At 48.4% G+C, this 11,800-nt stretch carries 8 protein-coding genes; 4 read left to right on the top strand and 4 right to left on the bottom strand.

Translation table 11 applies throughout. The features are described from left to right. Nucleotides 1-184: 184 nt before the first annotated feature. Complete coding sequence (locus tag QFZ51_RS10765; protein ID WP_429045707.1) at nt 185-1,357, bottom strand: acetyl-CoA C-acyltransferase; 1,173 nt, start codon at nt 1,355-1,357, stop codon at nt 185-187. Nucleotides 1,358-1,501: 144 nt separating this feature from the next. Between QFZ51_RS10765 and dnaG the strand changes: the two genes are divergently transcribed. Then, nucleotides 1,502-3,469, top strand: a complete 1,968-nt coding sequence (gene dnaG, locus QFZ51_RS10760; protein ID WP_429045705.1) for a DNA primase — start codon at nt 1,502-1,504, stop codon at nt 3,467-3,469. A gap of 17 nt (nt 3,470-3,486) precedes the next feature. Here the strand turns inward: dnaG and QFZ51_RS10755 are convergent, their stop codons facing one another. Together QFZ51_RS10755 and QFZ51_RS10750 are read right to left on the bottom strand one after the other, a co-directional pair. After that, nucleotides 3,487-3,978: a dihydrofolate reductase gene (locus QFZ51_RS10755; RefSeq protein ID WP_429045703.1), complete on the bottom strand. Its 492-nt coding sequence runs from the start codon at nt 3,976-3,978 to the stop codon at nt 3,487-3,489. A gap of 8 nt (nt 3,979-3,986) precedes the next feature. Further along, nucleotides 3,987-4,808 carry a thymidylate synthase gene (locus QFZ51_RS10750; protein ID WP_429045702.1) on the bottom strand — a complete coding sequence of 274 codons (822 nt, stop codon included), beginning with the start codon at nt 4,806-4,808 and terminating at the stop codon, nt 3,987-3,989. A 324-nt stretch (nt 4,809-5,132) separates the two neighbouring features. Between QFZ51_RS10750 and QFZ51_RS10745 the strand changes: the two genes are divergently transcribed. Further along, a complete protein-coding gene (locus tag QFZ51_RS10745) occupies nt 5,133-8,129 on the top strand; it encodes a SusC/RagA family TonB-linked outer membrane protein (protein WP_429045700.1) in 2,997 nt (998 codons plus the stop codon). Nucleotides 8,130-8,159: 30 nt separating this feature from the next. Then, nucleotides 8,160-9,476 carry a RagB/SusD family nutrient uptake outer membrane protein gene (locus QFZ51_RS10740; RefSeq protein ID WP_429045698.1) on the top strand — a complete coding sequence of 439 codons (1,317 nt, stop codon included), beginning with the start codon at nt 8,160-8,162 and terminating at the stop codon, nt 9,474-9,476. 63 nt (nt 9,477-9,539) lie between these two features. Here QFZ51_RS10740 and QFZ51_RS10735 read toward each other — a convergent pair whose 3' ends face one another. Then, entirely contained in the window at nt 9,540-10,721 is a 1,182-nt protein-coding gene (locus QFZ51_RS10735) for a proline dehydrogenase family protein (RefSeq protein ID WP_429045696.1), read from the bottom strand. A 182-nt stretch (nt 10,722-10,903) separates the two neighbouring features. On the opposite strand from QFZ51_RS10735, the gene QFZ51_RS10730 reads away from it, so the two are divergent. Then, nucleotides 10,904-11,701 carry a FecR family protein gene (locus tag QFZ51_RS10730; protein WP_429045695.1) on the top strand — a complete coding sequence of 266 codons (798 nt, stop codon included), beginning with the start codon at nt 10,904-10,906 and terminating at the stop codon, nt 11,699-11,701. Nucleotides 11,702-11,800: the final 99 nt, after the last annotated feature.

Genomic DNA, 11,800 nt, shown 5'->3' with positions numbered 1-11,800 from the left:
GACAAAACCGGGGTGGAAGTGTATGAGGAGTGTATCATGAGTGTATCGGAGAAGTATCCGAGAAGTATCCAAAGAGTATTAACCCGCTTACCGGCAATGCCATAACGGCCCCTGCCGCTGTAAGATTAAATAAATCAGTCGTCAGCTGCTGGTTTCGAAAAAAACAGCAGCTGACGGCCTGTAATTAAACTCTTTCTATAATAATCGCGCTGGCGCCGCCACCACCATTGCAGATTCCTGCAACGCCGTAACGCGCCTGCTGCTGATGCAGAATTGCATTCAATGTTACCACAATCCGCGCACCACTGCAACCAATAGGATGTCCCATGGCTACGGCCCCACCCCATACATTCACTTTATCGAGCGACAGCCCCAGGTCTTTCGCATTGGCAATAGGCACGCAGGAAAATGCTTCATTCACTTCCGCCACATCCATGTCGCTGATTTTCAGGCCAGCTTTATTCAGTGCGTTGTTGATAGCTTTTACCGGGGTAGTGGTAAACCATTCCGGCGCCTGCGAAGCATCGGCAAAGCTGATGATCTTTGCCAGTGGCTTTAATCCGAGCGCTTTCAGTTTTTCACCGCTCACCAGCACTACTACTGCCGCACCATCGTTGATGTTGGAGGCATTGGCAGCGGTGATGGTGCCGTTTTTCTGAAAACTTGGTTTCAGGGAAGGCACTTTTTCAAAAATCACTTTCTTATAGTCTTCATCCTCAGACACCGTTACCACCTGTTTTCCGGGTACCTGTACCGGCACTACTTCATCTTTAAAATATCCTTTCTCCCAGGCTGCGGCTGCGCGTTTATAGCTTTCGATAGCGTACGCGTCCTGGTCTTCCCGGGTAATTTTGTATTCGGTGGCGCACAGCTCTGCTGCGTTGCCCATATGAAAATCCTTGTAAGGGTCCCAGAGGCCGTCGCGGATGATGCCGTCGGTAATGGCGCCATGTCCGAGTTTATAACCGGTACGGGCTTTATCCAGGTAGTAAGGGGTTGCGCTCATGTTTTCCATGCCGCCGGCCACTACTACGTCGTTGTCGCCCAGCATAATACTTTGGGCGCCCAGCATAATGGCTTTCATACCGGAAGCGCATACTTTGTTTACCGTAGTACAGGGAACATTGTTAGGCACGCCTGCAGCGAGACTGGCCTGATTAGCGGGCGCCTGGCCGAGGTTGGCGCTCAGCACATTGCCCATATATACTTCATTTACTTCTGCCGGGGCGATACCCGCCCTTTCCAGTGCCGCTTTAATAACGTGAGCGCCAAGCTGTGTGGCCGGAATGCCTGCCAGTGCGCCATTGAACGAACCGATAGGCGTACGGGCCACGGCTACTATAAATACTTCTTTCATCTGATAAATAAGATTGATTTGGCTAGTTTATAATCTACCAAATATAAGGAAAAGTTGCCGGGAACAGCAACCACGCCTACATGCTGATCCCCTTCTCTCCAAATCCTAATTTTCCCGTATGTTTGCAGTTGCATTTACGAAACCGTGATATCTCAGAACTCCATACAACAGATCCTCAGCCGCATTGATATTGTGGAAATTGTGGGTTCCTTCGTTAAACTGAAAAAAAGAGGCGCCAACTACTTAGGCTTGTGTCCATTTCATAACGAAAAGTCCCCTTCTTTCACCGTATCTCCCGGAAAAGAAATCTATAAATGCTTTGGTTGCGGCGCCAGCGGCAATTCCATCAGCTTTATCATGGAGCATGAAAAGTACTCCTATGTAGAAGCGCTCCGGTGGCTGGCACAACGGTACCAGGTAGAGCTGGAGGAAACGGAAGTAAGCCCCGAACTGAAGCAGCACCAGCTGATGGCGGATAGTTTGTTTATCATCAACAACTACGCCCGGGAGTACTTCACCGATACCCTTTTTAATAAAGATGAAGGCCAGAATGTGGGTCTGAGTTATTTTGAAGAAAGAGGATTTACGGAAGAAACCATCAAAAAGTTCCAGCTAGGCTACTGTCTGAATACCTTTGACTCTTTTGCCAAATCGGCACTGGACAAAGGCTACAACCTGGAATACCTTCAAAAAACAGGATTGGTTACCATCCGGAACGATCAACCTGCCGATAATTACCGCGGCAGGGTCATATTCCCGATCCATAACCAGTCCGGAAAAATACTGGGCTTCGGGGCGCGTATCCTGGTAAAATCAGACCGGGCGCCCAAATACATCAATTCTCCCGAAAACGAAATTTATGTAAAAAGCCGGGTACTGTATGGTACCTACTTTGCACGGCACGCCATCGATAAACTCAATGAGTGCCTGCTCGTAGAAGGTTATACCGACGTAATTTCCCTGCACCAGGCAGGTGTGGAAAACGTGGTGGCCTCCAGCGGTACCTCCCTTACGCAGGATCAGCTGCGGCTGATTAAGAAATATACCAATAACCTCACCATCCTTTACGATGGCGACAGCGCCGGGGTGAAAGCAGCGCTCCGCGGGCTGGACATGGCCATTGAAGAAGGATTGAACGTGAAGCTGGTATTGCTGCCGGACAAAGAAGACCCGGACAGCTATGTGCAAAAGATCGGTGCGGAAGCCTTCCGTGAATTCATTAAAGATAACAAGCAGGACTTTGTACTGTTCAAGCTGCAGCTGAGCATGCAGGAAGCCGGCGCCGACAGTAATAAAAAATCACAGCTGGTAAATGAAATCGCTGAAACCATTTCAAAAATTGATAAGGCGGAAGATTTTACCCGGCAGCAGGATTATATCCGTCAGTGCAGCCAGCTACTCCATATCGATGAACAGGGATTGATCCAGCTGGTCAATAAATTTATCCGCGACCGCCTCGTTAAACGGGAGCAGGCCTATGCGCGTAACAATCCCGCTCCCAGCGATGATGGCCTCAGCGAAGAAGCTATTGCCGCTATGGAGGCTGCTGAAACAGGCATTTCAGTAGACTCGCTCATCAACGGGCATGAAAAGCAGGAAAAAGAACTGGTGAAAATCCTGCTGCGTTTTGGCGATAAACCCTTCAGCGAAGAAGAAAACAACACCGTAGCCGACTATGTGTTCCATCTCCCCTACGATTTCGAGGCATTGGCAGAAAGTGAGCTGGTGAAAAGGATTTTAAGGGAATACAAAGCATTGTACGATGCAGGGAACCTGCAGGACAAACGGTGGTTCCTGTATCATGAAGATCAGCAGCTGTCAAAACAGATTGCCAATATACTGGAAGATAAAGAAGCCGATTTGAGTATTAACTGGAAAGACCGTTTCGAGATTGATACCGTATACGGTGATAATGCCTATCTGAGAGATACCATCTCCACTACCAACTATCTTATTCTGCGTAAGATCAAGAAGCTGATCCACGAAAACCAGGAAGAGGCTAAAAAGGCGACAGACATGGACCAGATCCTGAACTGCCTTGAAATGCAGAAGCACCTCAACTCCCTGGAAAAGGAACTCACGAACGGCATGGGCACCGTTATTTTCAAGTAACCGTTAACGTTAGTATCTCAAATCCGCTCCCATACCTGGAAGGAGAACGGGTACTGATTTTTTTCATCCGCCTCATGGCGCTCATCACTTACCAGTTCAAACTCTGCGCCATCCAGTTGGGGGAAAAAGGCATCCCCATGAACAACCGCATATACGCGGGTGAGATAGATCCGGTCTACTAACGCCCACGCCTGTTCGAAAATTTGCGAGCCGCCGGTGATAAACAATTCATCACCGCCGAATGACCTGGCTTTCTCAACACCTTCCTCTATAGAACGCACTACATATGCACCTTCCGGCTGAAAATCCGTTTGACGGGTAATCACGATATTAGGTCTGCCGGGCAATGGTTTGCCCAGGGAGTCAAATGTTTTACGTCCCATTACAATGGGTTTTCCCAATGTGGTGGATTTAAAATATTTAAGATCCAGCGGTAAACGCCAGGGTAACATATTGTTGATACCGATTACGTTATTTTCCGAAGCGGCTACGATAATGGATATACGCATATGGAAAGTTATATGGCTACCGGTGCTTTAATGGCCGGGTGAAACTGGTAATTCACCAGTTCAAAATCTTCATACTTAAAGGAGAAAATATCTTTTACGTCCGGGTTGATCTTCATCACCGGAAGCGGGAATGGTTGCCTGCCTAATTGCAGGTTGGCCTGTTCTATATGATTGCTGTACAAATGCACGTCTCCGAAAGTATGGATAAAGTCGCCGGCTTCCAGGTCGCACACCTGCGCCATCATCATGGTTAACAAGGCGTAGGAGGCGATATTGAAAGGTACACCGAGGAATACATCTGCGCTGCGCTGGTATAGCTGGCAGCTCAGTTTACCACGGGTTTGCCCTTTTGCGGGATCTGCAGGGGTTACATAAAACTGGAACAGGCAATGACAGGGGCTGAGTGCCATTTCCGGCAGTTCGCCCACATTCCACGCGTTCACAATAATACGGCGGGAATCAGGATTATTTTTGATGGTATTTACCGCTTCGGTGATCTGGTCTATTACCTTGCCGCTGCGGGTTTCCCAGCTGCGCCATTGCTTTCCGTACACGGGTCCGAGGTCGCCATTTTCATCGGCCCACTCATCCCAGATGCTTACGCCATGTTCTTTCAGCCAGGCGGTGTTGGTATCTCCTCTTAAAAACCAGAGCAGTTCATATATAATCGATTTGAGATGCAGCTTTTTGGTGGTCACCACGGGGAAACCATCCTGCAGGTTGAATCTCATCTGGTAGCCAAAACAGCTGGTAGTGCCGGTGCCGGTGCGGTCTGTTTTTACCGCGCCTTCCCGGATAATATGTTGTAATAAAGATAAATACTGCTCCATAAGGTCGCAATTTACGAAGTTTTCCAGTTGAAAAAATATAACATATTTAAGTCAAAGAAAAAAAGCGGAAGTACCCTTAAAATTTCGTAATCTGCTATATCATTTTACGTTACAATAAGATCGGCTTAATGAGAAGTCCTTGCCATCAGAGATGATGATGAAAAACCTGTAGTACCCCTTGTGCAAGGATCGCAACAAATTAACGCTATTAAACAACCAAAATCAAATCAGGATCTGTACTATCTATAAACCAGAAAAATAATCAGCAACATGATATTGTAACCTCGTTTTAATCATCATTCATTATCTAAACCATTTCAAGCTATGCTTCTACCAAAATCCAGCTTGCTGGTACTGCTATGCCTATGCAGTACCCTGGCACTATTTGCGCAGCAAAACATTACCGGAAAAATCCGGGATGCCGTCAGCGGCAAACCCATTCCGGGCGTCACCGTACGCATTCCCAACACCAATAAAGGGACCATTACTGATGCCGATGGCAACTATACGCTGGCCATCACGGCCGGCACTACCAGTTTAATGGTGAGCTATACCGGTTATAAAACCAAAACAATCAATCTTACACCGGGTAACAACGTAATAAACCTGAGCCTGGAAGAAGATTTCGCCCGGCTGGATGAAATTGTGGTAACCGGGTTGGCCACCAATGTAAAGCGAAGTAATCTTGCCAATGCGGTAGCTACTATTTCCGGCACGGAATTAAACGGGGTGGCGCCTGCGCAAACATTTGACGCAGCCATCAGCGGTAAGGTGCCCGGCGCACTGATAACCGCCAATTCCGGCGCCCCCGGCGGCGGCATCTCTGTAAAAATGCGCGGTATCACTTCTGTATTTGGCAACTCGCAGCCACTGTATGTTGTAGATGGTATTTTCTTCAATAACAGCAGTATTCCCGCCGGATTGAACGATGTAACCGGCGCCGCTACCTCGGGCAGTCCCAACAACCAGGACAACCCTTCCAGCCGCATTGCAGACCTCAACCCGGAAGACATTGAAAATATTGAAATCCTGAAAGGCGCTTCCGCCGCCGCTATGTATGGCGCCAAAGCTGCTGCCGGCGTAATCATCATCACCACCAAAAAAGGTAAATCAGGCAAAACGAAAGTGTCCCTCAACCAGGAAACCGGTTTTACCAAAGTACGGCACCTGATGGGCGTCCGCACCTTTACCCCAGAAACAGCTGCTGATCTTGCAGGTACTGCCGATAACCCTGATCCTGACGTACAGGCGAAGCGTGCTGCTTACAAGGCGCAGTTCACCGAGGCAAAGAATGCCGGGAAGATCTTTGACTATGAAAAAGAGCTCTTCGGGCAAACCGGACTGGTGCTGAACACCGGCGTGTCTCTCAGTGGCGGCGGTGAAAAAACTACCTTCTATCTTTCCGGCAACCGGCGGCAGGAAAACGGTATTGTGAAAGGCACCGGCTATTTCAACAACTCCATCCGGCTGAATGTGGATCATAAGGTGAGCGATCGTATATCCATAGGCGTTACTACCAACTATATCAACTCTTCCGCCGACAGGGGGCTCACCAATAACGATAACAACGGCGTTTCCCTCGGTGTGGCGTTGTCGTCCACACCCGATTTTGTGAACCTGTTTCCCAACGCGCTCGGTGAGTATCCGCGCAATAGCTTCGCCAGTTCCAACCCGCTGGAAACGCGCGACAATATGATCAACAACGAACAAACCAACCGCTTTGTTGGTGGTGGTAATATTGAGATACGGCTGCAGCAAAGCGACCGTTCCACCACCAGGCTGGTAGGGCGCGGTGGTATCGATTACTTCAATTTCAAAACCACCGCCTTGTTTCCACGTAACCTCCAGTTTGAAGAGAACGGACAACAGGGACATTCCATCCAGGGCAATACCAACAACACCAATACCAACATCGGCGGATTTATAGTGAATACGTTTACGCCAAGCGACAAGCTCAGTTTAACCAGTACTGCCGGCGCCACCCTGGAAACCGGTTATCTCGACAATATTGTTACCGTAGCTACCAACCTGGTATCCGGCCAGAGTAACCTGGATGCCAGCGCCAACACCACTACCCGGCAATTCCGCCAGAAATACCGCGATAACGGTATTTTTATCCAGGAAGACCTTTCCCTGATAGACGCCATTACTTTCAGTGCCGGCGTACGTTTCGACCGGTCCACCAACAACGGCGAATACCAGAAATATTACGTTTTCCCCAAAGGATCTGTTTCCTGGAATATTGCCAAAATGGATTTCTGGAAGGTAGCCGGTGTGGATAATCTCAAGCTGCGCGCAGCTTATGGCCAATCCGGCAACGTACCTCCTTATGGCAGTAAATTTACCCAGATGCTCGGCAGCAATATCGGCGGCTTCCCCGGCGTGCTGGTAGAAAACCAGCAGGGCAACCCCGATATTAAACCGGAACGGCAAACAGAATTTGAAACCGGGCTGGATGTAAGCGTACTGAATGGCCGCATCAGCCTGGAAGCAACTTACTATAACAAAAAGATTTATGACGTATTACTGCGTCATGCGCTTCCCGGTTCTTCCGGTTATGCTACTGAATGGAAAAACAGTGGTGACCTGAGAAATAAAGGAATAGAGCTGGGATTAAACCTGATACCCGTGAACCAGCCCAATGTGCGGTGGAACAGCAGCATTAACTGGTGGCAAAACCGTTCCAAAGTCACCAAGCTGATCATTCCTCCCTATGCCATTGGCGCCTTTGGTAACTCCCTCGGCACTTTTTACCTGGAAGAAGGACAACCCGCCACACAGCTCAAAGGCATTGTAAACGGCGACCTGAAGCTGATCGGAAATGCTGAACCGGATTTCCAGATGAGTTTCTTCAATGAATTAACCGTGTTCAAAAACTTCTCCCTGCGTTTCCTCATCCACTGGAAAAAAGGCGGCGACAACATTAATCTTACACAGCTGCTCACCGACGCAGGAGCCACCTCTTTTGATTATGACGATGAGATGAAAGGCACCAAGGCAGGGCTTTACCGCCCTGGCGCAGGCGATGCTTCCATTTATGTGCAGGATGCTTCGTATGTGCGTATCCGTGAGATCGGCCTTTATTACAATATTCCCATGAAAAATACATCCGTGCTGAAAGCAATCCGTGTAGGTGTATCTGCCAATAATTTCTTTACATGGACAAAGTACGTGGGGTATGATCCGGAAGTATCCAACTTCGGAAGTAACACCATTACTACCGCTCAAACCCGTGGCAGTAACGGGTTATCAACCGGAGTAGATGTTATGCCGTTCCCTGCATCTAAAAGGGCCAGCTTTCATGTTGGCGTCGATTTCTGATCATTTTCCATCTGCTTAAAAACATTACATATGAAAAAGTATCTTTCAATAACAGCGATCGCTCTTTTACTGCTGGTGATGAACGCCTGCCAGAAAGGAGAGATCAACAGTTTGAATACACCCGTGGTAAGCGGCATCACTACCGATCCTTCCAGGAGCGACCTGTTTAACCTGGTAACCGGCGCCGAATCCGGCATGCGTAACAGCCTCTCTGCTTACCTCGATGGTACCGGTATTATTGGCCGGGAAATTTACCGTTTCTCCGGTGCAGAACCCCGGTACACCACCGATTTGCTGGGTGGCGGTTCCAAACAGCTGGACAATAACACCTTTTACCTTACCAACCCCTGGTCGGGCCGCTACCAGGTAGCCAGGCAGTGTTTCATTTTACTCGATGCCATCAGCAATACCCGCACGGAAGTAGCGTCTGATGTGCAAAAGAAAGCCTTTACAGGATTTGCCAAAACGCTGATCGGCTACCAGTTGCTGCTGAATCTCAACATGACAAATACCAATGGCGTACGTATTCCCGTTCCCAATGGCGCTACCCTGGGACCTGTGATTACCAACCCTTCGGTAGTGATGGATTCTATATTGAAATTCCTGGATGAAGGAAAAGCCGATCTTACCGGATCGGAGGTTATTTTTCCTTTGTCGGATGGGTTCCTGGGATTTAAAGATGCCGTTGGGCTGATTAGATTTAACCGCGCCATTGCCGCCAGGGTGTATACCTATCAACAGAAATGGAGTAACGCACTAACCGCACTCAATGAATCCTTCTTCGACCTGAACGGCGCTTTAAACAGGGGCGTTTATCATGCTTTTTCCACCAATGGCGGCGATCTTGCTAATACCATGTATCTCCCGCCAAATGGCAACGGGGAAATAAGAGTAGCGCATCCTTCTTTTGCTACCAATATTCTGCCGGGCGATGACCGCATCTCCAAAACATCGTTGCGGACTTCTTCCGCCAGTCAGAGTGGTTTAACCGGCAACCGCGATGTGATTGTATGGACCTCCCTGAACGCACCCATCAGCATTATCCGGAACGAGGAGCTGATATTGATATACGCGGAAGCCAAGATTCAGACAAATGCATTCCCCGACGCCATTGTGGCGCTCAACCGCATACGCACAGCGCATAACCTTGCGCCATATGCCGGTGGCGCTGTTTTAAATGCATTAATTACTGAACTGTTGTATAACAGGCGCTATTCCCTGTTTATGGAAGGGCATCGCTGGATAGATGTAAGGAGATATAACCTGTTGGGAACATTGCCTAAAGACAGGCCTGATGATGATGTGTGGCCTAGGTATCCGTTGCCGCAGAGTGAAAGCAATATTTAAAACTGATAGTATTATCCATAAAAAAGCGAAGCGCATCCTGGATGCGCTTCGCTTTTTTATGACTTATGCCATGGCTCTTCTCTTCATTTCCTTCCTGATAAGTGCCAGTTCGCGGCCCATTTGCCCGGCGATGGAGGTGTTCTCCTGCGCCCTGCGGATCAGGTAAGGCATTACTTCTTTTACGGGACCATAGGGCAGGTATTTGCTAACATTATAACCGGCATGCGCCAGGTTAAAAGTGATGTTATCGCTCATGCCCAGCAGTTGTGAAAAACTTACATGCGGATGGTTATGCGGCAGTCCTTTTTCGTGGAGCAGCCTGGCGGCAAACATGCAGCTGTTTTCGTTATGCGTGCCAATGAAAACCGCGAGTTTATCGAGGTTATCGATGCAGAATTTTACGGCAGCATCATAGTCCTTATCCGTAGCCTCTTTGCTTGGCTGGATAGGCGTTGGATAATTATTCTCTGCAGCGCGTTTGTTTTCTTTTTCCATGTAGGCGCCGCGCACCAGTTTGGCGCCCAGCAGGTAGCCGTTCTTTACTGCTTTTTCCAGGGATACCTGCAGGAAAGGGTAACGGTCGTGGCAATACATCTGGAAGGTATTGTACACGATTACCTTTCCTTCGTTGAATAACGACATCATTTCATCCGTGAGCGCGTCTACCGGGTCCTGGATCCAGGATTCTTCTGCATCCACGAGGATGGCTACGTTATGACGGGCGCCTGCTTCAGCGATGGCGTGCACACGGTTGCGTACACGGGTATATTCCTGTTGCTCGGCGGGCGTTAATGTTTCCTTGCGGTGTACTTTTTCCAGCAGATCGAACCGGGCAAAACCGGTAACTTTTATAGCGATAAAAGGAATATCGGGTCTGGAGGCAGCATACTGAATGGCACGGATGAACTCAGGAACAGCGGCATCATAGCTTTCTTCCCCTTCCATGGCTTCCACGCCATAGTCGAGTGCCACCCCTACATGATAGTTACCCAGTTGCAGTGCAGTGGTAGCTGCTTCTTCCAGGGTTTCGCCGCCGCAGAACTGTGAGAAAATAGTGCTTTTAATAATTCCTTTTATGGGTAATCCCAGTTTAAAGGCGATGGGAGTCATCACGGCGCCTAATTTTACCAGCCAGGGCTTCCCGATATTACTAAAGAGAAAGTTGGCTTTTTTCAGTGCCTTGTCGGTCTTTGCCTCAAATGCGATAGCGGTATTATCAAATGATAAAGGTAGCTGCTTTTCCATGGGCCGCAAAGTTAGGGTGCGTCCGGCTTCTAAACAAAAATCATTATAATATCAGTATATCTTTTTAACAGCGTTAACAGATATTGTCTATTGCTTCTCAGAAATTGTTTAAGCATACCCTTATGCCGCTGTTTATTTTATTACTTTTAGGTCTTTTAAGATACATACAAAATTCCCGGAATATGCTATTTAAACCTGATACTATTTCCCGTTGTTTTTTCAGCCGCTGTTCGCTGGCATGGTTACTAACGGGCGGAATAGTGATCACCGGCTGCCAGACAAAAGCACCGGAAAACGCACCTGTGAACCTGAAAACGCCGGGCATTGAATACCAGACCTATAAAGGCGCCACCGGCCGGCGTACTGCTATTACGCTGCCCGACAGCTCCCGGGTAATACTCAACTCCGCTTCTGTACTGGAGGTGCCCGCCAATTATTTACAGGGCAACCGTGCCGTGATCCTCGACGGCGACGCATTCTTTGCCGTAGTTCCATCTACCGATACTTTTACGGTTACCAGCGATAAATTAAGGGCTACCGTGCTGGGCACCGAATTCAAAATGCGTTCCTTTGCCAGTCAGCATGGCGCTACCGTATACCTTCTCAACGGGAAAATCCGCGTGGGAAAATCCTATCATTCTGCCACCGATAACCAGCCGGAAATACTGGAACGGGGACAAATGATCCTGGCCAATAATGACATCGACCTGATGGAAAAAGAAACCTATCATCCCGAAGAACTGGAAACCTGGTTATCTGATACACTGCGGATCAATAATGCCAATCCTATGGCACTTTCCCGCACACTGGAAGAATGGTTTGGCGTAGAAGTGGAAATGAAGGGGGATGCTTCCAAAGCACCGGCGATTACAGATGCCGCGTTTTTTCATGCTTCATTGGAGGAGGTGCTGAATAACCTTGGTGAACAACAGCATTTCAAATATAAGATCCGTGATAATAAAGTGGTGATTACTTTTTAGTATAGGCTTTAACGTTAGATGCTTTTCGCGGAGGTTGTCTTTCGCGGAGGTTGTCTTGAGCACTGATTACACTGATTATGCTGATTACCTTGATTTTAC

Origin of the sequence: Chitinophaga sp. W3I9 (assembly GCF_050434025.1) — a bacterium.
Classification (GTDB): Bacteria; Bacteroidota; Bacteroidia; order Chitinophagales; family Chitinophagaceae; genus Chitinophaga.
Note: the sequence above shows the minus strand (reverse complement) of the source record. Positions and strands in the feature narration are given on the sequence as shown.

Bases quoted from the DNA above. Each gene is read 5' to 3' on its own strand.
- QFZ51_RS10730 (WP_429045695.1), top strand. From the start codon at position 10,904: ATGCTATTTAAACCTGATACTATTTCCCGTTGTTTTTTCAGCCGCTGT.
- QFZ51_RS10740 (WP_429045698.1), top strand. From the start codon at position 8,160: ATGAAAAAGTATCTTTCAATAACAGCGATCGCTCTTTTACTGCTGGTG.
- QFZ51_RS10745 (WP_429045700.1), top strand. From the start codon at position 5,133: ATGCTTCTACCAAAATCCAGCTTGCTGGTACTGCTATGCCTATGCAGT.
- QFZ51_RS10750 (WP_429045702.1), bottom strand. From the start codon at position 4,808: ATGGAGCAGTATTTATCTTTATTACAACATATTATCCGGGAAGGCGCG.
- QFZ51_RS10735 (WP_429045696.1), bottom strand. From the start codon at position 10,721: ATGGAAAAGCAGCTACCTTTATCATTTGATAATACCGCTATCGCATTT.
- QFZ51_RS10755 (WP_429045703.1), bottom strand. From the start codon at position 3,978: ATGCGTATATCCATTATCGTAGCCGCTTCGGAAAATAACGTAATCGGT.
- QFZ51_RS10765 (WP_429045707.1), bottom strand. From the start codon at position 1,357: ATGAAAGAAGTATTTATAGTAGCCGTGGCCCGTACGCCTATCGGTTCG.